Source organism: Oscillibacter valericigenes (assembly GCF_016902445.1).
GTDB classification, from domain to species: Bacteria; Bacillota; Clostridia; order Oscillospirales; family Oscillospiraceae; genus Oscillibacter; species Oscillibacter avistercoris.
Window position 1 is genome coordinate 15,031 of record NZ_JACSNX010000008.1, and the last position, 23,155, is coordinate 38,185.

At 62.3% G+C, this 23,155-nt stretch carries 21 protein-coding genes and 1 tRNA gene; 10 read left to right on the forward strand and 12 right to left on the reverse strand.

Translation table 11 applies throughout. The features are described from left to right. Positions 1–57: 57 nt before the first annotated feature. From H9X91_RS14605 to H9X91_RS07325, 3 genes are all read right to left on the reverse strand, one after another. Entirely contained in the window at positions 58–900 is an 843-nt protein-coding gene (locus H9X91_RS14605) for a DUF3298 domain-containing protein (RefSeq protein WP_204803939.1), read from the reverse strand. A gap of 10 nt (positions 901–910) precedes the next feature. Beyond that, on the reverse strand, positions 911–1,399 hold the full coding sequence (locus tag H9X91_RS07320) for an RNA polymerase sigma factor (RefSeq protein ID WP_204803940.1): 489 nt from the start codon (positions 1,397–1,399) through the stop codon (positions 911–913). A gap of 135 nt (positions 1,400–1,534) precedes the next feature. After that, positions 1,535–3,115: a peptide chain release factor 3 gene (locus H9X91_RS07325; RefSeq protein WP_204803941.1), complete on the reverse strand. Its 1,581-nt coding sequence runs from the start codon at positions 3,113–3,115 to the stop codon at positions 1,535–1,537. 522 nt (positions 3,116–3,637) lie between these two features. Here H9X91_RS07325 and H9X91_RS07330 point away from each other — a divergent pair. From H9X91_RS07330 to H9X91_RS07350, 5 genes are all read left to right on the forward strand, one after another. After that, on the forward strand, positions 3,638–4,627 hold the full coding sequence (locus H9X91_RS07330; RefSeq protein ID WP_204803943.1) for a LacI family DNA-binding transcriptional regulator: 990 nt from the start codon (positions 3,638–3,640) through the stop codon (positions 4,625–4,627). 70 nt (positions 4,628–4,697) lie between these two features. Next, positions 4,698–5,537 carry a carbohydrate ABC transporter permease gene (locus H9X91_RS07335; RefSeq protein ID WP_204803945.1) on the forward strand — a complete coding sequence of 280 codons (840 nt, stop codon included), beginning with the start codon at positions 4,698–4,700 and terminating at the stop codon, positions 5,535–5,537. A gap of 61 nt (positions 5,538–5,598) precedes the next feature. Then, positions 5,599–6,858 (forward strand): extracellular solute-binding protein, encoded by a 1,260-nt coding sequence (locus H9X91_RS07340; protein WP_204803947.1) that lies wholly within the window; start codon positions 5,599–5,601, stop codon positions 6,856–6,858. A 192-nt stretch (positions 6,859–7,050) separates the two neighbouring features. Then, on the forward strand, positions 7,051–7,881 hold the full coding sequence (locus H9X91_RS07345; RefSeq protein ID WP_243414478.1) for a carbohydrate ABC transporter permease: 831 nt from the start codon (positions 7,051–7,053) through the stop codon (positions 7,879–7,881). A gap of 5 nt (positions 7,882–7,886) precedes the next feature. Beyond that, on the forward strand, positions 7,887–8,879 hold the full coding sequence (locus H9X91_RS07350) for a ComEC/Rec2 family competence protein (RefSeq protein WP_204803951.1): 993 nt from the start codon (positions 7,887–7,889) through the stop codon (positions 8,877–8,879). Between the two features lie 76 nt (positions 8,880–8,955). Here H9X91_RS07350 and H9X91_RS07355 read toward each other — a convergent pair whose 3' ends face one another. The 5 genes from H9X91_RS07355 to H9X91_RS07375 all read right to left on the reverse strand — a co-directional run bounded on the left by H9X91_RS07355 (position 8,956) and on the right by H9X91_RS07375 (position 14,274). Next, entirely contained in the window at positions 8,956–9,213 is a 258-nt protein-coding gene (locus H9X91_RS07355) for an HPr family phosphocarrier protein (protein WP_204803953.1), read from the reverse strand. A gap of 117 nt (positions 9,214–9,330) precedes the next feature. Next, positions 9,331–10,701: a PhoH family protein gene (locus H9X91_RS07360; protein ID WP_204804044.1), complete on the reverse strand. Its 1,371-nt coding sequence runs from the start codon at positions 10,699–10,701 to the stop codon at positions 9,331–9,333. A gap of 357 nt (positions 10,702–11,058) precedes the next feature. Further along, entirely contained in the window at positions 11,059–12,201 is a 1,143-nt protein-coding gene (locus H9X91_RS07365) for an aspartate-alanine antiporter-like transporter (RefSeq protein WP_204803955.1), read from the reverse strand. A 213-nt stretch (positions 12,202–12,414) separates the two neighbouring features. After that, positions 12,415–13,413 carry a ketol-acid reductoisomerase gene (gene ilvC, locus H9X91_RS07370; RefSeq protein WP_204803957.1) on the reverse strand — a complete coding sequence of 333 codons (999 nt, stop codon included), beginning with the start codon at positions 13,411–13,413 and terminating at the stop codon, positions 12,415–12,417. A 159-nt stretch (positions 13,414–13,572) separates the two neighbouring features. Then, positions 13,573–14,274, reverse strand: coding sequence for a FadR/GntR family transcriptional regulator (locus H9X91_RS07375; protein WP_204803959.1), 702 nt, complete (start codon positions 14,272–14,274; stop codon positions 13,573–13,575). 341 nt (positions 14,275–14,615) lie between these two features. Between H9X91_RS07375 and H9X91_RS07380 the strand changes: the two genes are divergently transcribed. The 3 genes from H9X91_RS07380 to H9X91_RS07390 are packed head-to-tail and all read left to right on the forward strand — an operon-like array spanning position 14,616 to position 17,951. Continuing rightward, positions 14,616–15,833, forward strand: coding sequence for a trans-sulfuration enzyme family protein (locus tag H9X91_RS07380; protein WP_243414479.1), 1,218 nt, complete (start codon positions 14,616–14,618; stop codon positions 15,831–15,833). 42 nt (positions 15,834–15,875) lie between these two features. Beyond that, complete coding sequence (locus tag H9X91_RS07385; RefSeq protein WP_204803960.1) at positions 15,876–17,255, forward strand: Na+/H+ antiporter NhaC family protein; 1,380 nt, start codon at positions 15,876–15,878, stop codon at positions 17,253–17,255. A gap of 15 nt (positions 17,256–17,270) precedes the next feature. Beyond that, positions 17,271–17,951, forward strand: a complete 681-nt coding sequence (locus H9X91_RS07390) for a cyclase family protein (RefSeq protein WP_204803961.1) — start codon at positions 17,271–17,273, stop codon at positions 17,949–17,951. A gap of 141 nt (positions 17,952–18,092) precedes the next feature. Here the strand turns inward: H9X91_RS07390 and H9X91_RS07395 are convergent. Both H9X91_RS07395 and H9X91_RS07400 read right to left on the reverse strand, forming a co-directional pair. After that, positions 18,093–18,184: transfer RNA gene (locus H9X91_RS07395), tRNA-Ser, on the reverse strand. Between the two features lie 154 nt (positions 18,185–18,338). Next, positions 18,339–18,518, reverse strand: coding sequence for a hypothetical protein (locus H9X91_RS07400; RefSeq protein WP_204803962.1), 180 nt, complete (start codon positions 18,516–18,518; stop codon positions 18,339–18,341). 137 nt (positions 18,519–18,655) lie between these two features. Here H9X91_RS07400 and H9X91_RS07405 point away from each other — a divergent pair, with 137 nt between their 5' ends. Then, positions 18,656–19,723 (forward strand): bifunctional histidine phosphatase family protein/GNAT family N-acetyltransferase, encoded by a 1,068-nt coding sequence (locus tag H9X91_RS07405; RefSeq protein ID WP_204803963.1) that lies wholly within the window; start codon positions 18,656–18,658, stop codon positions 19,721–19,723. A 49-nt stretch (positions 19,724–19,772) separates the two neighbouring features. Here H9X91_RS07405 and H9X91_RS07410 read toward each other — a convergent pair whose 3' ends face one another. Then, the gene (locus tag H9X91_RS07410) at positions 19,773–20,387 is read right to left on the reverse strand and encodes an NUDIX hydrolase (protein WP_295692178.1); all 615 of its coding nucleotides are present in this window, start codon (positions 20,385–20,387) and stop codon (positions 19,773–19,775) included. Continuing rightward, entirely contained in the window at positions 20,384–21,280 is an 897-nt protein-coding gene (locus H9X91_RS07415; protein WP_420850734.1) for a diacylglycerol/lipid kinase family protein, read from the reverse strand. Before H9X91_RS07415 ends, H9X91_RS07410 begins: the two co-directional genes overlap by 4 nt. Positions 21,281–21,589: 309 nt before the next feature. Here H9X91_RS07415 and H9X91_RS07420 point away from each other — a divergent pair, with 309 nt between their 5' ends. Continuing rightward, positions 21,590–23,140: an ABC transporter substrate-binding protein gene (locus H9X91_RS07420; RefSeq protein ID WP_204803966.1), complete on the forward strand. Its 1,551-nt coding sequence runs from the start codon at positions 21,590–21,592 to the stop codon at positions 23,138–23,140. Positions 23,141–23,155 lie beyond the last annotated feature (15 nt).

Below are 23,155 nucleotides of genomic sequence, written 5' to 3' on the forward strand. Positions count from 1 at the left end.
AAAAAAACAGCGGACCGCCGAGGCGGCCCGCTGTTTTTCTGCAGGGAGAGAGGAGCATTATTTCAGCAGCGCGCTGTATACGTCCCGGGGAATGGTGAATTCCACCATGCCCATGTAGCCGGCGGCCACGGTGTACTCGTCGAATACCAGGACCAGGTCGCCGTCCGCATTCCAGTAGAAGCTCTGCTCCGGGTCGATGGCGGTGAATTCGTCCGTCAGATAGCTCAGGGACGCGTCTGCGGCCATCTGTTCCTCCATCTGGCGCAGGACCTCCGCGGACAGGACGGAGACATAGTCCGCGCCGGGCCGGAACAGATCGCCAAGAGTGACGATCTCGCCGGTGGCCTTGTCGATGTGGTAGAATCGGGTGAGATCATAGCCGCTGGCCTTGACCTTGGTGGCATCGATCCGCAGGGTGAACCAGGTGTCGCTGTCCGTCACCACAGAGGAGGTGATGTCCAGACCCTGGTAGCCCTCGCCCGTGGCCTCGCAGTCCGCCTGGAACTGGGCGATCAGCTGGTCGGTAAAGGCCTGCACCTGGTCGTTGACCTCGTCGGCGGCGTCGCTGCCGCCCAGCTCGGGGACGTGGACGTCGGCGGTGTTGTGGCCGTCGTCATACTGGTAATCCCGGAAGGTGACGACCCGCACCACAGCGCCCAGCACCGGGATGTCGCTCATGGCGGCCGCCGCCGAGGGCGAGACGTTGGGAATGGCTACGAATACGGCCAGAGCCGCGGCCACGCCCAGCAGGGCACGGCAGGAACGTTTCTGTTTGGTATCTTTCATAGTGGTCTCCTTTAACGCGGCGCAGGTGTTCCGCACCTTTCCGGCATACGTCTCCGGCAGGGGGAAGGGCTCCTGCTTCGCCCGCTCTTTCAGTCGCTTGTCGAATGGCTCCACCTTGCGCACCTCATTCTTCGTGTAATAGTTGCTTCAGCCGGGATCGTCCCCGGGAGAGACGGGTCTTCACCGCCGCCTCGCTGATGCCCAGGACGGCGCTGATCTCCCGGATGGACAGGTCCTCATAGTAAAACAGGGTCACGACCGCCCGCAGGTCGCAGTTCAGCGCCATGACCGCCTGCCACAGGGACAGACGCTCCGTCTGGTCCGCCGCCGGGGCCGGCAGGAAGTCCTGGACGTCCGCCAGGTCCACCGTGGTCCGCCGCTTTCGGCAGAACTCGTAGCATTTGTTGACCAGGATCTTCAGGATCCAGGGGCGGAACCGCGCCGGGTCCCGCAGGCTGCCGCGGCTTGCATAGGCGGCGCAGATGGCCTCCTGCACGGCGTCCTCCGCATCTTCGTCCTGGCGGAGGATGGACTTGGCGGTGCGGAACATGGCCTCCTGATTCCGGATCACCTGATCGCAGAATGTTTCCTTGTCCAACGGAAAATTTGTCATGGCGGGACTGAGCGCTCCTTTGGGTTCGTTTGACCGGTCAATTATTCAGATGCAGCAGCTGCGGAAAAAGTGACAGGTGAAAGAGAAAAAAATCAGAAAAACCGCCCGCCGGACCAGGGCGGACGGTTTGGATGATCAGACAGACAGCGACTCTGCCAGCTCCAGGCCGGGGTTGTGCTTGGTGAGGAAGCCCACGCTCCATTCGCCGCCGAAGGCCACCAGCAGACGGCCCTTGAAGTCCTCCAGAATGGCGGCGCCGGTGCACAGCACCAGATCCTCCGGCTTGCAGGGGCAGGCAGTGATGACCCGCAGATGCTCATAGGGCAGGCCGGACATGTAGAGCTCCACGCCGTACTCGCTGCGCATCCGGTACTGGAACACATCGAACTGCAGGGTGCCCACCACGCCCACGATGACTTCCTCCATGCCTGCACCGGGCAGCTTGAAGATCTGGATGGCACCCTCCTGGGCGATCTGCTCCGTGCCCTTGATGAACTGCTTGCGCTTCATGGTGTCCTTGGGAGACACCCGCATGAAGTGCTCCGGCTCGAAGGTGGGGATGCCGGAGAACTTGAACTTCTTCCCCGGCACGGTGACGGTGTCGCCGATGGAGAAGATGCCCGGGTCAAACACGCCGATGATGTCCCCGGCGTAGGCCTCGTCGATGATCTCCCGCTCCGCGGCCATCATCTGCTGGGGCTGGGAGAGGCGGAGCTTCTTGTTCCCCTGGACGTGGTAGTATTCCCGGTCCCGCTCGAATCTGCCGGAGCAGATGCGCATGAAGGCCAGCCGGTCCCGGTGGGCCTTGTTCATGTTGGCCTGGATCTTGAACACGAAGGCGGAAAAATCCTCGCTGAACACGTCGATCTCCCCCTGGTCGCTGACCCGGGGCAGGGGCGGCGTGGTCATGCGGAGAAACTCCTCCAGAAACGGCTCCACACCGAAGGTGGTGAGGGCGGAGCCGAAGAACACCGGGGACAGGGTGCCGTTCCGCACGGCCTCCAGGTCAAACTCCCGGCCGGCCCCCAGCAGCTCCACTTCCTCCCGCAGGGCGGCGGCCTTTGCCTCGCCGATCATGTCCTCCAGGGCGGGATCGTCCAGAGCCACCTCAGCGGAGCTGACCTTCTTGCCCCGCTCCTCTGCCTGGAAGAACAGGATCCGCTGCTTCTCCCGGTCGTAGACGCCCTGGAACTCCTTGCCGCAGCCGATGGGCCAGTTGACGGCGTAGGTGTCGATGCCCAGCTCCCGCTCCACCTCTTCGCACAGCTCCAGGGGGTCACGGGTCTCCCGGTCCATCTTGTTGATGAAGGTGAAGATGGGGATGTGCCGCAGGGCGCAGACCTTGAACAGCTTCCGGGTCTGGGGCTCCACGCCCTTGGCGCCGTCGATGACCATGACGGCGCTGTCGGCGGCCATCAGGGTGCGGTAGGTGTCCTCGGAGAAGTCCTGGTGGCCGGGGGTGTCCAGGATGTTGATGCAGAAGCCGCTGTGCTGGAACTGCATGACGGAGGAGGTGACGGAGATGCCCCGCTGCTTCTCGATCTCCATCCAGTCGCTGGTGGCGGCCTTGGCCCGCTTGCCCTTGACCTCACCGGCCTGGGCGATGGCCCCGCCGTACAGCAGGAACTTCTCCGTCAGTGTGGTCTTGCCGGCGTCCGGATGGGAGATGATGGCGAACGTGCGCCGGCGGGAAATTTCTTCTTTTAAGGTTGACATGAACAGTCCTCCAAAACGATAGCAGAGTGTGGGCCGCCATTGCCCCGGCGCGCTCGCGCCGTGCAGGCGTCTGCCGGCGGCAGACCCGCAGGCGCCGGCCGCCGGACATGCCGCAGCGCCGAAAGCGGCGGCCGCATCTGTAAGCTGGACCAATGTACCATATTCTGCACCGATTTGCAAGGTTTCTCCCGGAATTCGGCCGGGAAAGCGGACGCAGGCGCCTGGAAAGAAACCTGAACGCCCGTTTTGGGGCACGGCGGAGGCGCGGTCCGCCTGGCGGGATTTGGAAAAAGAAGGATGACAAAAGAATGAAAGCGGTTTCATTTTGATGAACCATACAACGATGGTTAAGTTTTTTGCACGTCTGTGTAAAATGTATATTAAATGCAAAAAAACCCTTGCACTCACCGGGGAAAGATGGTAATGTTGACTTGAAGAAAGCAAAATATTGGAAAGAGGCTCCCCCTCTTTTACCTGTCGGACAGTTTTAAAAATGAAAGCGATTACATGGAGGACGGCCGCTTGAACTCAACGATCTACGATGTGTCCCGCTTGTCGGGCGTTTCTACCGCCACGGTCTCCCGGGCGTTTTCCAATCCGGAGCTGGTGCGGGAGGGGACGCGGCGGAAGGTGTATGAGGCGGCGGAGGTGCTCCATTACTCCCCCAATGCCATTGCCCAGGCCATGGCCCGCCAGCGGACGGACCGGATCGCCTTTCTGATCTGCAAGGAGGGCGCCACGATCCTGGACGAGTTCTACGCCGGGATCTGCGACGGGATCATGAACGCCGCGAACCGGACGGACTATGAACTGATGATCTCCACGGCGGCGGACTGGGACCTGGCCGCCAACACCTCCAAGAACAAGCAGGTGGAGGGTGTGATCCTGGGCGGCAATGCCAAGCCGGAGCTGGTTTCGGAGCTGCAGAATCGGGGCATCGCCGTGGTGCTGGTGAACAACCGGATGGCGGGATTTGACCTGCCCTGTGTGGTGTCCGACGAATACGGCGGGGTCCGCCAGGCGCTGGAGCATCTCATCAGCCGGGGGCACCGGAACATCGCCATGCTGGCTGGCCGGTTTTCCCCCTACATATTAAATGAGCGGTACCGGGCATTTCTGGAGATCGCCCAGGCTCACGGTTTGCCGGTGGACGCCCGCCACATCAAGCTGTGCGATCCCACGGTGGAGAGCGCCGCAGAGGCGTGCCGGGAGCTGCTGTCCCGGCCGGACCGGCCCACAGCCATCTTCGGCACCAACGATGTGGTGGCTGCCGGCGCCATGAAGGCGGCCCGCCGCCTGGGCCTGCGGCTGCCGGAAGAGCTGGCGGTGACGGGGCTGGACGATGCCTCCGTCTGCGGGATGCTGGAGCCGGAGCTGACCTCCGTCCACATCGACTGCCGCCGGATGGGAGAACTGAGCGTGGAGCGGCTGCAGTCTTTGCTGGCCGGGGACGAGAATGTGCCCCAGGTCACCGTGGTTCCCACGGAGCTGCGGGTGCGCCGGTCCGCCTGAGCGAGCGCAGAGAGAAGAGAGGATCATCCCGCGGCGGAGAGGCGCCGCGGAAACATAAGGAGGAGAGGATATGAAAGCGAAAAAGCGCATGGGAACGGTGGGAAAGGCCATCGGCTGCGCGGTGCTGCTGGCAGTCGCTCTGTTTCCCATCTACTGGCTGGTGGCCATGGCCATCCGGCCCACGGAGGAGATGCAGGGGCACATCGCCCTGATCCCTCAGGCCCTGACAATTGAGCACTTTGTCAGCCTGTTTGCAGACAAGGGGTTTGGACAGGCCACCATCAACAGCCTGCAGACCACGCTGAGTTCTCTGGTGCTGTCTTTGTTCGTGGGCATCTGCGCGGCGTACATCCTGGCCCGGCGGCGGTTCCGCTTCGGACTGAAGAAGCCCCTGACCTACTGGGTCCTGCTGGTCCGCGTCCTGCCCCCGGTTGCCTTTACCATCCCGCTGTACACCATGTTCAGCTGGGTGGGGCTGCTGAATACCAAGATCCCTGTGACCCTGGCCTGCGTGCTGATCAATGTGCCGCTGATCATCTGGTTCCTCATCAGCTTCTTCCAGGATCTGCCGGAGGAGATCGAGGAGAGCGCCAAGGTGGACGGCGCCACGGAGTGGCAGCTGTTCCGCAAGATTGTCCTGCCCCTGGTGGCGCCGGGCATCGCGGCGGTGGCCATGCTGTCCTTCATGTATGCCTGGAATGAATATACCTATACGGTCATCTTCACCCGCTCCCCCGCCAACAACACGGTGCCCCTGGCGCTGTCCGTGCTGAATACGGAGGATAACCTGACAAACTTCGGCCTGGTGGCGGCCGGCGGCGTGGTGTCCGTGATCCCCATTACCCTGTTTGTGATCTTTGCACAGAACTACTTGATCAGCGGTCTTTCAAGCGGTGCTGTCAAAGAGTAACAAAAATACACGCGACCCTGTTCCAAAACGACTGAAAAGTGGAAAAGTAGGAGGAAAAGAAATGAAAAAGCTACTGACTCTGGTCCTGGCGCTTGCCATGACACTGTCTCTGGCGGCCTGCGGCGGCGATACGACGACCACCGACGACGGCAGCGGAGACACCGGCACCGGCGAGCCCACCAAGATGACCCTGATCCTGCGGGGCGGCGCCTACGGCGAGTCCCTGCAGGCCATGCTGGAGCCCTTTGCGGAGGAGCACAACGTGGAATTCGAGGTCCTGCTGCAGTCCTTTGATGACCTGCACACCGGCATTGCCCTGGACGCAGTCAACGAAACCGGCACCTATGACCTGTGCATGGTGGACGGCTCCTGGATGGCCGAGTTCACCGAGAACGGCGTGCTGGCCAATCTGAGCGAGATGGGCTACAGCTTCGATGACGACGTCATCCCCGCCACCACCACCATCTGCATGGTGGACGACGACATCTACCTGGCACCTTACTACGGCAACGTGACCGTCATGATGTACAACAAGGAGCTGCTCTCCGAGGCCGGCTATGCCCCCGAGGACATCGACTCCTTCGCGGACCTGATGGACATTGCCCAGAAGACCAAGGATGCCCACCCCGACAAGAACGGCTTCCTGGTCCGCGGCGGCAGCGCCGACAACATCCTCTCCGACTTCCTGCCTCACCTGGTGGTCCACGGCGGCTGGGTCGTGGATGAGAACAACAACCCCACCGTTGATACCCCCGAGTTCAAGGCCGCCATGGAGGAGTACCTGGCCCTGTACAACCTGGGCAGCAGCCTGGACAAGGATGACATCGTGGCCTCTGTGACTGCCGGCGATACCGCCCTGGCTCAGATCTGGCCCGGCTGGTACACCCCCACCGCTGACGGCCCCGCCGACTACACCACCATCCCCACCAAGCTGACTGACGACGGCGAGGACATGGGCGCCGTGGCCCTGCAGGGCGTGTGGTGCATCGGCATCCCTGACAACGCCCCCCACAAGGAGCTGGCCCTGGAGTTGCTGGAGTACGTCATGAGCCCCGAGGTACAGCTGGCCTCCATTGAGCAGAACGGCGTGCCCTGCCGCTTCAGCTGCCTGACCGATCCCACCGTGCTGGAGACCTATCCCCACCTGGAGACCGTCTGCGGCGCCCTGCAGACCGGCGTGTACCGCCCTGTGATCGAGGAGTGGACCCAGTTCACCAACATCCTGGGCACCGAAATGGACAACATCATCCAGGGCACCAAGACCATGGACGAGGCTCTGTCTTACGCGCAGGAGCAGCTGGAGCAGCTGATGGCCGGCTGATCCCCCTTCCACCCAACTGACCCCGCAGATATGCAAGCGGCCGGGGCGCCGTGACGGCGTCCCGGCCTGCTCCCCTTACGCTCCGGAACTGCCGGGCGGAACCTCTCGAATTTGTGAGGCTATCGTATGAAGAGAAATGAGATCAGAAAATTGAATAGCGCACAGGCTTCGACCACTCGATTTGGAATCGGAATGCTCACGCCCACCATGATCGTGCTGCTGGTCATGACGGCATATCCCCTGATTTTCACTTTTGTTTACAGCTTTACGGATTACAACTATCTGAAAGGGACCGAACAGGCATCCTTTATCCTGTTCGACAACTACACCAAGCTTTTTAAGAACGGATATTTTCAACAGGCGGTGTGGAACACCATTAAATTCACCATCCTGGCGGTGGTGCTGGAGATGGGAATCGGCCTCCTGATTGCGGTATTTATCAACACCCTGAAGCGGGGACAGAAGATCATGCGGACGCTGCTGCTGCTGCCCTATCTGCTGCCCGCTGTTACGGTAGCCCTGAGCTGGCGGATGATGCTCTCCGCCAACTACGGCATTGTCAACCAGTTCCTGAAGTCTGTGGGCCTGCCGGTCTTTAACTGGTTTATGGACACCAAGACGGCTTTTGGGACGATCCTGGTGATCGACGTATGGCAGAATGTGCCCTTTGTGTTCCTGCTGCTGTACGCCTCCCTGCAGTCTGTGTCTGAAAATCAGTATGAGGCTGCCCGGATCGACGGGGCCGGCTTCCTTCAGCAGTTCTGGTATGTGACCCTGCCCAACATCAAGGGCAGCCTGGCTCTGTGCGCTCTGCTGCGGACCATCGACACCTTCCGCCTGTTCGAAAAGGTGAACGTCCTCACCGGAGGCGGCCCGGCCGGCACGACCACGACCATTACGCAGTTCCTGTACAATTACGGCATCAAACCGCTGGACTTCGGCTACGGCAGCGCCGGCGCCATCGTCATGACGGTCCTGGTGCTGATCCTCTCCAGCTTCTACATCAAACGGGCCATGGGTTGACGCCTATGGAAGAACTGAAGCTGACTTTTGTCAATGTGGGCTATGGCGAAGCCATGGTCCTGGAGTGTCCGGACCCGGCCTTTCCCGGCGGCACATTCGTCATGGTGATCGACGGCGGCAGCGCCGAGCCGGAGGAGTACCAGGGCAGCGGCACTGGCCGCATCCCCCTGGACCAGTATCTCTCCCTGCGGGGCGTGGACCACATCGATGTGATGGCGGCCACCCATGTCCATGAGGACCATCTCTGCGGCCTGCTGCCTGTGGCGGACCGCCTGCGCCCCGGCACCTTCTGGCAGACGCTGCCGGGAGATCTGCCCGGGGCCATGCGCCAGCTGGAGGTCCCGGCGGAGCGGCTGACCATTTCCCGGGGAAAGTTCCTCTGCGCGCTCAACGACTATCAGACCCTCTGCCGGCGGCTGCAGGCGCAGGGCTGCCCGCAGCTGACGCTGGCCGCGGGCACGGTGCTGCATCCGTGCAGGGATCTGACGGTCCGGGTGCTGGGCCCCTCCCCCATCCGGGCCCGCCAGCTGGAGGATCTCTGCCGGGAGCTGTACCGGGAGGCGGACGAGGACGCCTTCTGGCGGAAGCTGGACCGTCTGGACGCCGCCATGAACAACTACAGCCTGATCCTGCTGCTGGAGTACCGGGGCACCCGCATCCTGCTGCCCGGAGACACCAACTGCATGGGATACGGCAGTCTTGCGGAAGAGGATCTGCGGGCGGACCTGTTCAAGGTGGGCCATCACGGCCAGCGGGACGGGATCTCCCGCCCCCAGATCCAGCGGATCGCCCCCAAGGCGGTGGTGTGCTGCGCCTCCAGCGACCGGCGCTACAACAGCGCGGAGCCGGGCATCCTGCGGATGATGGCGGACAGCGGGGCGGAGCTGTTCTTTTCCGACTGCCCGCCGGGGCCGGACGGCACGGTGCCGCCGCCGCACAGCGCGCTGACGTTTACCGTGGGCGCAGATGGTGCCCTGCAGGGTGTGTACGCAGGCTGAACAGCGGATCTTCCGAAACACAAAACGGCCGCCGGCTTTTTAGCCGACGGCCGTTTTTGTATGTTCAGGGGCCGGATCAGGCGCCCAGCAGGCACTGCTCCAGCGCGGAGACGGCAGCCTCTGCGTCATCCCCCTCTGCCGTCAGCGTGACGAGCGCCCCCATCCCGATGGAGAGGGAAAGCACGCCCAGCAGGCTTTTGGCGTTGACGTTGTTGGTGCCGTATGTCACGCGGATCAGGCTGGAAAAGCGGTTTGCAGTCTGGATAAAAGTGGCTGCTGTCTGGTGGTGCAGACCGTCGGGGACCTGGACCTTGACCTCTTTAGTGAACTGCATGGAAAGACCTCCCTAGTTGATCGTCGCTGCGGGTATCCGCCCGCTCGTCGTGGTATGTTCATTATACACGGTTTTCCCGGAACGGGCAAGAATATAAAACAGATTTGAGGCGGTATCTCACATCCGCATGGCCGCATCCAGAGCCAGCTCGGACCGCTCACACTCGTCCGGCAGCATGGTCAGCTGCACGCACAGAGGGCTGCCCCGCATCCGGTCCGCCGCATAGCTGAGGCCGTTGCTCTGCTCATCCAGCAGCGGATGGTCGATCTGCGCGGGATCGCCCAGCAGGATGACCTTGGTGCCGCGCCCCACCCGGGTGATGATGCCCTTGACCTGGCGGGGCGTCAGGTTCTGCGCCTCGTCGATCATCAGCCAGGTGTCGGTGATGGAGCGGCCGCGCATGAAATTCATGGCCTCGGCTGTAATGACGCCGGTGGTGAACAGATAGTCGATGCGGCTGCGCAGTTCCTCTTCGGTGCGCTTCTCCTTTTTACCGTCCAGGTCCAGCAGGATCTCCAGATTGTCCACAATGGGGCGCAGGAGCGGGGAGATCTTCTCCTGCTCGCTGCCGGGGAGGAATCCGATGTCCTGGTCGAACTGGGCATTGGGCCGGCAGACCAGGATCTTGCGGTAGGTCCGCTCCTCCGCCTCCAGCACCTGCTCCAGACCGGCGGCCAGGGTGTAAAAAGTCTTGGCCGTTCCCGCCGGACCCTTGGCGATCACCAGCGGAGCCTCGTCGGCGCTCAGCAGCAGCGCCTCCTGCAGGAACTGCTGCCCCACGCTCCGGGGCTTGACGCCGAAGGGGCGGGCGCCGCCGTGGACAAGGGGCACTGCCCGCCCGCCGTGGAAACGGCCCAGCATGGTCTTTTTTTCCGATACGTCTGAGCGCAGCAGCAGGAACTGATTTTCCGTCAGGCGCACTGGCTGCCGCGCGCCGTCCTGGCCCACCGTGTACAGGTCCCCCGCCGGGAGCCCCTTTTTCCGGAAGGAAGCGAGCAGCTCATTGGGCACGTACACATCGGCCCGCCCCGTATAGGGGGCCGCGCTGCTGGGCACCTGATCGGTGGTGAAGTCCTCTGCCGGAACGCCCATCATCTGGGCCTTGATCCGGGACACGATGTCCCGGGTCACCAGTGTGGCAGGGGTCCCCTCCTCCAGCAGGCCCCTGCAGACCTTCAGGACCCGCCCGTCCCGGCTGGAGGGATCCATGCCGTCCGGCAGGGGCACCGCGATGTGATTCACCTCCAGCCGCAGCGAGCCGCCGCCCGGAAGCGGCACGCCCTCCAGCAGATTCCCCTGCCGCCGGAGCTGCTCCAGAAAGCGGATCACCTGTCGGGCATTGCTGCCCGGTTCTCCCTCTGCGCGCTTCAGGCCGTCCAGCTCCTCCAGCACGGCCAGCGGCAGAACGATGTGATTGTCCTCAAAGGACTCCAGGGCATAGGGGGCCTGCATGAGCACATTGGTATCCAGGACGTAAGTTTTCTGCATGGTCATTCTACCTTTCTGATCAGGATCGGCCGGGCGGCCCGCGGCGGCGCGGGCCGCCGGACCGGCGCGCAGAAGCGCCGGCGCCGGCATGGCCGCTCAGGGCACAGGCCGGCTCCGGCGCAGGAAGAGGCTGACGGCTGCCAAAACGACTGGGGCTCATCCGCCGCACCTCCCGAACAGTTCCAGATCTTGTCTGACTCCAGTATAGGCGAAGTTCGGCGCCGGCACTATCCTGTGCCGGTAAAGGGCAGGTAAAACTTTGCGGAGGGCGCCGCCGGCCCGGGCGGCTGAATGAAAGACCCCCGGAAGAGCCGGAAGGCTCCCGGGGGTACTGCCTGTCAGAAGAACAGATGGATGTCACAGATTCACCAGGACCTGCATGGTCAGCACCAGGGTGATCAGGGCGATGGGATAGGTGGTGGCGTAGGGCGCCGCCACATCGTCCGTGCCGGAGAGCTCCACCAGCATCGCCAGGGCCGGCGTGCTGGTCATGCTGGCGGTGAGAGAGCCCAGACCGTTGAGCAGCGGCAGCCGCAGCAGCTTCCGGGACACGAAATAGCCCGCTGTCATGGGGATGATGGCCAGCAGCGCGCCGTACAGGATCAGGCTGGGGCCATACTCGGCCAGGATCTCCGCCAGGCGCTGGCCGCCCTCCGCCCCCGCGGAGGAAAAGAAGAGGATCAGGCCGATCTCCTTGAGCGGGCCGAAGAGGCTGGGGGTGGGCCGCAGGTCCACCGGGCCTGCGCGGCCGATATGCCCCACCAGCAGACCCACGATCAGGGGGCCGCCGGCGGTCCCCAGGGAGAAGGCACCGCCCCCCGGCAGGGGGATGGAAACAGCCCCCAGAAGTGCGCCCAGCACCACGGTGAGGGAAAAGGCGAAGAAGCCCCATTTTTCGATGCGGAAGGACTTGCGGCCGGCGGGAGCCTCGGCGGCGGGCGGGGGGCCGATCAGCGTCCGCTCGTAGGCCATGTCCGCGTGGAGCAGCCGGGGCAGGATCTGGATGAACAGGACCTTGCACACCACTCCCACGGGATAGATGATGCCGTATCCGGCGGAGACGCTGGCCGCCGCGGCTTCTCCGGCGACGGCCTCCCGGGCGGCCGCCAGGCCCGGAGAGGTGGTGAAGGCGCCGGCCATCATGCCCACAGCCAGAGGCGTGTCCACATGGGCCAGCAGGATGATGGCGCCGCAGGTCACGGCGCCCACCGCCGCCACAGTGATGCAGAGGAGGATATAGGCCCTGCCGTTGGTCCGCAGCTGGCGGAAAAACGTCGGCCCGGCGCTGAGACCCACGGAGGCGATGAACAGCAGCAGGCCCAGCGTCTGGATGGAGGGGGAGATGGAGACGCCGAAGTGCCCGAACAGCAGCCCCGCCAGAAAGATGCCCGAAGAGCCCAGGCTGATCCCCTTGATGTGGACCCGGCCGATCAGATAGCCGGTGACCGCGATCAAAAAGATCGCCAGCATTTCCCGGGACGTCTCACTCAGAATGAACATGGACCAGTCTCCTCCGTTCCGCCTGGATGTCATATATCCAAAATACCATATTTCAGGAAGCATCACAAGGACCTGACGTGAAATTCCCAGCCGATGGCGTCCCGGCGGCGGGGGCGGCGGGAAAGGGAAAGCCAGGCGGACATCCGCCTGGCTTTTCGGTGTGTGTCATATGTGCGGGGAAAGAAAAGGGATCTGACCGTGCGTCCGCGGGGATCAGGCATCCTTGCCGCCGGAGAGGTTTCTGCGGACCTCCGCCTCCACGACGGAGATGGGCAGCTTCTCAGTCTCGGCCCGCAGCTCGTCGAACTCCTTCATGCCGTCGGCCTTGACATCCTCCCACTCCTTGGCGAAGGAGCCGTCCACGATGCGGTCGTACTGCTCTTCGATGAAGGCCCGCATGGAGGTGTTGTCCACCATCTTGAAGCGGGACATCTGGCCGTACTGGCTGGTGCGGCTGTGGAGAGGCAGCTGCTTGAACAGGCCCATGTCGGCCATCTTCTCCATCATCACCATGGGCTCCTTGGACATATACATCTCCGTCAGGACAGCCTCGGCGGGCAGGCCCTTCTCCTGATAGAAGTCAAAGGCGGTGACGAACACGTTCATGATCAGGGGCCAGATGGCCTGCTCGCTCATCAGGTCCAGATAGGTCTCGTCGTTGAAGGTCACCTCGATGGCGCCGGCCTTGGTGGAGCCCAGCGCCTTGGCCAGGCCCAGGGCGATCTCCTTGGCGTGGCCGGTGGCGTCCTGATTCACCACCAGGAAGGTGGGGAAGCCGGTGCCGTTCTCATAGGTCTCCCGCACGCCCTTGCCGATCATGCGGGGAGCCACCATGATCACGTCCAGATCCGCAGCCGGCTTGATGAAGCCGTAGGTGATGTTGTAGCCGGAGGCGAAGTTCAGCGCGGCGCCGGGATGCAGGTTGGGGGCGATGTCCCGCTCATAGATCTCGGGAGCCACCTCGTCCGGCAGCAGCAGGAACAGGATATCGGCCTTCTTGGCCGCCTCGGCGATGGAATAGGTGTGGAAGCCGTCCTCGTTGGCGGTGTTCCAGGACGCGTCGTGGATGCTGCCCACGATGATGTTCTGGACGCCGGAGTCCCGCATGTTCAGCGCCTGAGAGCGGCCCTGGTTGCCGTATCCGATGATGGCGACAACTTTATCCCGCACCACGTTGATATCGCCGTCTTTATCGTAATAGACCTTGCCCATTTGTGAAGACCTCCCGATTCTGTTGGATTAGAATTTTGAAACATAAGACATCTGATGTCTAAATCTTAGCACAAAAAGACCGCCTGTCAAGAAGAGAATGACAGACGGAGACAGAAAACGGCATTGTGCACAAGCCGCACAATGCCGTTTTGTATGGATTCATAACAGGGAGTTCTCGATCCGGGGCAGGGAGAGGGACCAGCGGTCGGCGCTCTCCTCAATGGCTTCGGCGGCCAGCTCAGCCCGCCGCTGCAGGATGCCGGCAAAGATCTTCTCGTGGTCCGCCAGGGCCACCTCCGGGTATTTTCGGATGGAGGCGCCGATGCTGTCCCGGAAGAGGGCGTTGAGGGCGGTCCCCATGGAAATCAGAAAGGCGTTGTGGGTGGCCTGCAGAATCTGGTTGTGGAAGCGGAGATCATCGTCCACGGTGAGCGTGCCGTCCCGGCAGCGGGCGCGGAACTGCTCCAGGGCCTCCCGGATCGCCGTGATATCCGCCTCCGTGGCGGTGGCGATGGCCTGGGTGGTATAGGCCTCCTCGATGATCTTGCGGAATTCCCGCAGCTCCTCTGCGCTGCCGCTGAGCAGATAGAGGTGGGACAGAAAGACGTTCAGATAGCCCTGCTCCGGATTTTCGCTGATGACGGTGCAGAGTCCCCGGCGGATCTCCACCACGCCCAGGGCCTCCAGCATCTTGATGGCTTCCCGGACACTGCTTTTGCTGACGCCCAGCTCCTCGGAGATCTGCTGCTCGGTGGGCAGCGCGTCTCCCGGCTGGAGCTTCTGGTCCAGGATGATTTTTTCGATGGACTCCATCACCTGCTTGGAAAGGCTCTTTCTGGTCCTTTTCGGCTTCATTTCCATACTGCAAGATCCCCCTGCCCTGCCCCGGCCGCTTTTGGGACGACGGAATCGCCCCTGAAAAAAGGAGCGGCCTCTGGAGGCTTTTTGATCCCTTGGATCTCTTATAATCGTACTTTATCACGGAACTGTCCAAAATGCAATCGATCTTGCAAAAAGTCAGAATGATCGAAAGCATCTGCACAGCTGGACCGGCTACTGGAGGGTTTGCACAAAAACTTTTTTTGATTTTAGCTCATCTGCAAATTGACAGATCTGCGCAGACAAGAGTATTGTTTTAAATATCCAAGACATCTGATATCTGCTATCTGATAAGTACGGTGCAACCATTGAGGAGGGTTCATATGAGCAAGATTGATCTGAAAAATGTAGATTTTGAGACCCTGATCATCCACGCGGGACAGGAGCCGGACAAGGCTTACGGCTCCCTTGCCACTCCGATTTATCAGACGTCCACCTTCTGCTTTGAAACGGTGGAAGAGGGCGCCGCAAAGTTTGCCAACCAGATCCCCGGCTTCGTCTACTCCCGCGGCGGCAACCCCACCACCCGGGCCTTTGAGCTGAAATGCGCCGCCATGGAGGGCGGCGAGGACGCGGTGGCGGCGGCCTCCGGCATGGGCGCTGTGGGTTCCGTGATGACTGCGTTCCTGCACCCCGGCGACCACGCCATCTTTGACACGGCGGTCTACGGCGGCACCAACTACGTGGCCACCACCAATCTGCCCGGCATGGGCGTGGAGGTCTCCCGCGTGGACACCGGCGACCTGGAGGCCGTGAAGGCCGCCATCCGGCCCAACACCAAGATGATCTATTTCGAGACCCCCAACAATCCCATGATGAAGGTGACGGACGTCCGGGCCATCAAGGACATCGCCGGAGCCGACATCCGGGTGGTGGTGGACGGCACGTTCGCCCCTCCCCCGGTGCAGCATGTGCTGCAGCTGGGCGCCGATATCGTGCTGCACAGCATCACCAAGTACATCAACGGCCACGGCGACGCCCTGGGCGGCGTGGTCATCGGCCGGGCGGACGACATCAGGCTGATCCGCGCCAACAGCGTGACCAAGATCAACGGCTGCCCGCCCTCTCCCTTCAACAGCTATCTGGTGCTGCGGGGCATGAAGACCCTGGCCCTGCGGATGAAGCAGCACTGCGCCAGCGCCATGGAGATCGCCCGCTATCTGGAGGCAAATCCCTATGTGAAGGCGGTGTACTATCCCGGGCTGGAGAGCCATCCCCAGCATGAGCTGGCCAGCCGGCAGATGGAAAACGGCATGTACGGCGGCATGATCAGCTTCGAGCTGAAGGACGACGTCAAGGGCCTGAGCAGCTTTGCGGCAGGCAAGAAGCTGCTGAACAGCCTGAAGATCCCCGCCATTGCTGTCTCTCTGGGCGACCCCGACTCCCTGATCGAGCATCCCGCCAGCATGACCCACGCCAATGTCTCCCCCGAGGACCGTCTGGCGGCCGGCATCACGGACGGCCTGATCCGCCTGTCCGTGGGCCTGGAGTCCGCGAAGGACCTGATCGCGGACTTCGAGCAGGCGTTCGCCGCGATTTGATTCTTGTTTGAAAACTAAATAATAGATGGAAGGAGAAATCTCATGTCAGATAATACCCGAAAGAAGTATGGACTATCCGCGTTTCTTCCCCTGGCAGCCTTCCTGATTGTTTACCTGGGTTCCGGAATTCTTTTCACAGCGCTTGGCTATGGAAGCGAGGCCTTTAAGCAGATCCCGAGAACCTTTGCCCTGGTCGTTGCCCTTTTGGTCTGTCTGCTGATGGGCGGCAAAGAACGGTCCCTTGATTATCGAATGGATTCGTTCTGCTCCGGCGCGGCTGACAAAGACACGATCATGATGGTCGTTGTATTCCTTCTGGCCGGAGCGTTTTGCGGTGTCGCGCGGGCGATGGGCGGCGTCGACGCAACGGCAAATCTGGGCCTCAGTCTGGTCCCTCATGAGTTTCTCTGCGCTGGTATCTTTATTATTTCCGCCTTGATCGCAACTGCAATGGGGACCGGCATGGGCACAATCTCTGCCGTCGGACCGATCGCCTTCGCGGTTGCCGATGGGTCTGGCGTTTCCATGGCGACCGCCATGGCAGCCGTTTTGGGCGGCGCCATGTTCGGCGACAACCTGTCCATGATCTCTGACACCACCATCGCTGCCACCCGCGGTGCCGGATGCGAGATGCGGGACAAGTTCAAGATGAACGGCGCCATTGCCGGTGTATCCGCGGTCATCGCAATCATCATCTTCGTGATCGTGGGAAGCGGCACATCTACGATCACCGAGTCGTATGATTACAGCCTGATCAAAGTGGTTCCCTACATCTTCATTCTGGCGGGCGCTCTGCTGGGCCTCAATGTATTTATCCTGCTGATCTCCGGCGTTGTTGTAGCGGCGGTGATCGGATTTGGGACCAGCAGCTTTACCTTTGTTGAAATGGCCCAGGCCGTTGGAACGGGCATGGCCGATATGTTTGAGATCAGCTTCTTTGCGCTGTTCCTGCGCGGTGTGATCGGCGTTGTTCAGGAGCTGGGCGGTGTGGATTGGGTCGTCCACAAGATGACCCGCAATGTCAAGTCCCGGAAGGGCGCGGAGTACTCCATGGCAGCCATGGTTTCCGCGTTTGATGTCGCCATGGAGAATAATACCATCGCAATCATCATGGCAGCGCCCCTGTGCAGGCCGATGGCAGCAGAGCACAACATCTCTCCAAAGCGGGTAGCGTCGATTCTGGATATTTTCTCCTGTATCGTTCAGGGCATGCTTCCTTACAGCGCCCAAGTTCTGCTGTGCGCCTCCTTTGCGGGGATTTCTCCTCTGGCTGTAGTGGGCAACAACTTCTATTGCATGGTTTTGGCAGTTGTGACCCTGCTGACGATTCATTTTGGCCTCGGCTGGACTAAGGAGGAAAAGAACGGCGTTAAGCTGTATGATGAGGACCTCAATGTCATTGCTGAAAAGGTAGAGCACTAAAGGGGGTGCAGATATATGGGCAAACGTGTCTATCTCTCCTATCTTCTGGATGAGGACAGCGTCGTCTGGCCGGGAGAGCCCACCGTCAGGATCGAGCAGGACACAAGCATCCGGCAAAACGGGTACAACTCCTTTAAGACAACGCTGCCCAACCACCACGGGACCCATATGGACGGCCCCGCTCACTTCAATCCCGACGGCCCCCGGCTGATGGAGCTCCCCATGGAGTACTTCTGCTTTGACCGCGTGGCAGCGGCGGATGTGCCCAAGGATCCGGGCGAGGGCATCGTCCCGGAGGACCTGAAGCCCTGGGAGGAGGCCATCCGGGCGGCGGATCTGCTGCTGCTGAAGACGGGCCTCTGCAAGATCCGGGACACGCAGCCCCGTGTCTATGAGGCTCAGGGAGCCTTTCTCACCCCGGAGGTGTGCCGGTATCTGGTGGAGACCTTTCCGGATCTGAAGGCCATCGGGCTGGATTTCCTCTCTGTGGGGACGCCCGCCAACCAGCTGTCCAAACAGGCTCACCGCATCCTGTTCGGATGCCACAACGGGAAGTACATCCCGGCCATCGAGGACATGGACCTGCGTCCGCTGTTTGAGACGGAGACCCCGCTGAAGTCTGTGATCGCGGCGCCTCTGCGGCTGGGAAAGGTCGACAGCAGCCAGGTGACGGTCATCGGCGAGTTCCGGGAGTGACCTTCTTGTAAAGTGACAGCGCCCCAGCCAGCAGGCCGGGGCGCTGTGTCCTTTTGCGCCGTTTTGGCGGCCGCAAGAGGAAAAATAAGGGAAACACGGCGGAGAAAAACCCTGAAACCATTGCGGTTTCAGGGTTTCTTTTGGCGGAGAAGGAGGGATTCGAACCCTCGAGACCCTTTAGGGGCCTACATGATTTCCAATCATGCGCCCTCGACCAACTAGGCGACTTCTCCATGGCTGATCCAGTTTCACACAGGCTTCCATTGTACACTGCCAAAATCGACAGCGTTATTATTATACCAGAGCTTTTTGAAAAGTCAACCCCCCAAAAACGGAAAAAACGGATTTTGAAAAAAAGAGGAGGGCCGCAGCCCTCCTCCCCGCGCCTCAGCGCATTTCGGAAACGATGCTGTCCACGGCATGGTCCACGGCGACACCCAGCTTGTGGATACTTTTCCCCACCTGTGTTTTCATGGGGTCCCTGCCGTAGGGCAGCATCATTCCCACAGCGGCGCCGGCCATGATCCCGGCGCCCATACCGACCCAAAATCCGGTACATAATCTCATGATCAGTCACTCCTTTGCGGCCTGGGCGTAGTATGGCCTCTTTTCCGGGAAAAAACCGCGGCCTCATTTGCCAAAAACCGTTATACACGGTATAATGAAAAAAACCATGAAAACGGGCCCGGCCCAAGGGAGGAACCATGACCACGATCTATCTGATCCGCCACGCAGAGGCGGAGGGAAACCTGTACCGCATCGCCCAGGGACAGGACAACAGCATCCTGACGGACCTGGGCTGGCAGCAGATCCGGGCGCTGGAGCGCCGCTTTGCGGAAATTCCCGTGGATGCGGTGTATGCCAGCGACCTCTACCGCACCTGCGCCACCGCCAGCGCCATTTACAGGCCCAAGGGGCTGCCCCTGCACCGGCGGCGGGATCTGCGGGAGATCTGCGTGGGCGTCTGGGAGCAGAAGACCTGGGGCGAGATCGCCCGGCGGGACCCGGAGCAGCTGGAGGACTTTAACCGCCGGCTGCACCTGTGGCACGTGGAGGGCGCAGAGACGCCCCAGGCAGTCCAGGCCCGCATGCTGGCCGCGGTGCGGGAGATCGCGGCGGCCAACGACGGGAGGACGGTGGCGGTGTTCTCCCACGGGTGCGCCATCCGGCTGACGCTGGCGGCGCTGCAGGGGATCCCGCTGGAGGAGCTGGGCCGGACACCCACCGGCAGCAACACGGCGGTGTCTCTGCTGCGGGCGGAGGGAGCGGACATCGAGGTGGTCTATCGGGACGACGCCCGCCACCTGACGGACCCCGCCTGCACCCGGGGGCTGACGCTGAAAAAGCGGGCCAACGGCCTGGAGCCGGGGCTGTATTTCGAGCCGCTGCCGCCGGAGCTGACGGAATTTCCCGCCGCCTGCGCCGGAAGGACGCCGGACCTGCCGGCATGCGCCGCCGTGCTGACGGGATATCTGAACGGGACGCCGGTTGGAGCGGTGGCCTTTGACGAAGGCCGGGAGGCCGCGGAGGGCTGCGGCTGGATCCCGCTGCTGGCGGTGGCGGAGCCGTGGCGGCGCCGGGGCTACGGCGTGCAGTTCATCGGACAGGCGGTGATGCACTACCGCCCCCTGGGCCGGGACCGGCTGCGGCTGCCGGCGCCGGAGACCGAGGCCGCGGAGCGATTCTGCCGGGAATTCGGCTTTTCCCCGGCGGATGACGGCCGGGCCTGGGAAAAAGACATCGGATATGACCCGGAGTTTCTGGGGACGTGATGAAGATACGGCAGGGGGCCGGAGCATCGCTCCGGCCCCCTGCTGGGTATTATTCCAGATGACGGGCAATGTCCTGGGTCAGCCGGGCCGTCATGCCCCAGATGGCGTGGCCCTGCCAGTACCAGATGGGGATCTCCACCCGTCCCCGGTCCCACCGGTAGTCGGCGGGGATGCCCACGTGTTCATAGGGGAAGTCCCCCGGCACCTCCGGCAGCAGGGCATAGGCGTACTGCTCCGGCGGGGTCTGGCGGAAGAAGGACAGCGGGGCGGTGAACGTGGTCCCCACCTCCGCAGAGGAGGGGGCCATGGCGGCAAAGCCGGCGGCGGACACCAGGCCCAGCACCGGCTGCATGAGGAACCCGGCCTGATTGCAGATGAAGTCCGGCTTGCCCAGGATCTCGATCTCCCGCCGGGGGATGGCCAGCTCCTCCTCCGTCTCCCGGAGGGCGCACTGCTCCGGGGTCTCCCCCGCCTCCATGCGGCCGCCGGGGAAGCAGACCTCCCCGGGCTGACGGTGGAGGGCGGCTGCGCGGACCTCGTAGAGCAGGTGCAGGCCGTCCGGCCGCTCCACCAGGGGGCACAGGACGGCATAGCTGTGCCGGGCTCCCAGCAGGCCCGGGATATGGCCGCCGTAGTGGCGGCGCAGGCTCTCCAGCTCTCTCACAGCAGCATCCTCAGCGCCCGCTGCCGGTTGGAGATCTCCACCACCGGCACGCTGGGGGCGTATTCCCCGTCCAGAGACCAGGGGAGCTCCTCCTCCGTCTCCAGCCGGAGGGAGGAGACGTGGCGGAACACCAGGCCGGGACTGTCGTACTGCTGGTTCAGCAGGGCCAGCACCAGGTTCTGCAGGTCAATGGCCGTCTTGGGACTGCGGACCAGCAGCATCTCGAATTTTCCGTCGTCCAGCACCACCCGCTCGGGGTCCAGCTTCATCAGCCCGCCGATGGAGGTGGAGTTGCACACGGCGCCGAACAGATAGTCCCCGTCCAGCACCTCATCGTCGGCGGTGAGGCGGATGTGATAAGGGCGGAGGGTGTTGAGATCCTTCATGCCCTCCAGGATATAGGCAAAGTGCCCCAGGGCGTTCTTGGCCGCCTGGGAGGCGGCGTAGGAGCTGCGGGTGAAGGCGCCGAAGGACGCCACGTAGATGAAGCTCCGCTGGTTCCACTGGCCGATGTCCAGGGCCCGGACATTCCGCTGGGCGATCCGCTCGGCGGCCGCCGCCGGGTCCCGGGGGATCTGGAGGCTGGAGGCGAAGTCGTTGGTGGTCCCCTGGGGGAGATAGCCCAGAGGCGGGGGGGCGTCCAGCCGCATGAGGCCGGAGATGACCTCGTTCAGGGTCCCGTCTCCGCCGGCGGCAACGATCAGGTCATACGACTTCCCCTCTCGGGCCACAGTCTCGGCGGCATCCTCCGGGGCGGCGGTCTCATGGATCCGGATGAGATAGCCGGCGCCGGAGAGGATGGCCAGCGCGTCGAACAGCGGGCCGTGGGGCTTGTTGCGCCCGGCCCGGGGATTGAGAATGAACAGCAGCTTTTTTTCCTGCAAATGGGACACCTCCCGGTGGACAGTTTCATCAAACAGAATGCAAAATAGTATAGCACGGCACCCGGCAGAATTCAATTGCATAAATATGGAGGAACTATGAACTTTTCGCACCCCGGCGCGCCCGGCACTTTTTTTGGGAAAAGCCTTGCAATCCCAGGGCCGTTCGTGTACAATACACCCTGGCGGGGAGAACGTTATAAAAATAACGCATCCCGCAAGGCTCCTGATAAAATTGAATAGAGCCGAACATTTCTGTCAGGGCGGACAGCTTCCGCCCAACACTGACTCGAAATGAGCAGTGATGCAAAGGAGAAAACCATGAAGAAGAGGCTATTGGCACTCCTTCTTCTGACGGGCCTCCTGAGCGCCGCACTCACCGGATGCGGAGGCGGCAGCACAGAGCAGGCGTCAGAGGACGGACAGACAGCGGACGGCTCTACCGGAGCGCGGGCCCAGGCGAATGAGATCGTGGTGGGCATCGCGCAGGACCTGGACGAGAGTCTTGACCCTCACCTTGCGGTGGCGGCAGGAACCAAGGAGGTCATGTTCAACGTCTTCGAGGGACTGGTGAAGCCCACCCCCGAGGGAGAGTTGATCCCCGCGGTCGCTGACCATTACAAGATTTCTGAGGATCAGACCACGTACACCTTCACCCTGCGGGAAGGGGTACAGTTCCACAACGGCGATCCGGTAGAGATGCGGGATGTTGTATATTCCATCAAACGCTGCGCCGACGATTCAGAGGGCACGCCCCTGATCCCGGCGCTTTCTGCGATTTCCAGCATGGATGCGGACAGCACCACACTGACCATCACCCTGGATCAGCCGGACAGTGAGTTCCTGTCCTATCTGACCCTGGCCATCCTGCCGGAGGACTATCCGGACCAGGCCACTGCCCCCGTGGGCACCGGGCCTTTCAAATTCGTGTCCCGGACGGCCCAGGACTCCATCGTCCTGGAGCGGTTCGACGGCTACTGGGGCACCCCGGCCCAGCTGGACAAGGTGACCTTCCGGATCATCGAGAACGCGGACAGCCTGGTGATGAGCCTGCAGAGCGGGGCCATCGACATGTTCGCCCACCTGACCAGCACCCAGGTGGCCCAGCTGGGGGACGACTTCCAGGTGCTGGAGGGCACCATGAACCTGGTACAGGCCCTGTACCTGAACAACGCCGTGGAGCCCTTCAACAACGAGCTGGTGCGGCAGGCCCTGTGCTATGCCGTGGACAAGCAGCAGATCATCGATCTGGCCTTTGACGGGTACGGCAGCCCCATCGGCTCCAGCATGTATCCGGCCTTCCAGAAATATTTTGTGGAGGACCTGACAGACTATTACTCCTATGACCCGGACCTGGCCAGGGAGCTTCTGGCGGAGGCGGGGTATCCTGACGGGTTCTCCATGACCATCACGGTCCCCTCCAACTACCAGCCCCACATCGACACCGCCACCGTGCTGGTGGAACAGCTGCGGGCGGTGGGCATCACAGCGGAGATCCAGCCGGTGGACTGGGGGACCTGGGTGGATGAGACTTACACCAACCGCCAGTTCCAGTCCACGGTGATCGGCGTGGACGCCTCCAACATGACCGCCCGGGCCCTGCTGGAGCGGTTCGTCTCCACGGCGGACGACAACTTTATCAACTATCAGAACGCGGACTATGACGCCCTGTTCCAGCAGGCCCAGGCCGCGGCGGACGACGCGGAGCAGACAGAGCTCTACAAGCAGATGGAGCGGAACCTGACAGAGCACGCCGCCAACGTCTACATCCAGGACCTGGCGGACCTGGTGGTCCTGCGGAACGGCCTGGAGGGATATCAGTTCTATCCCATCTACGTGATGGACCTGTCCACGGTCCATTACACCGCATAAGTTCCATGCGCGGCA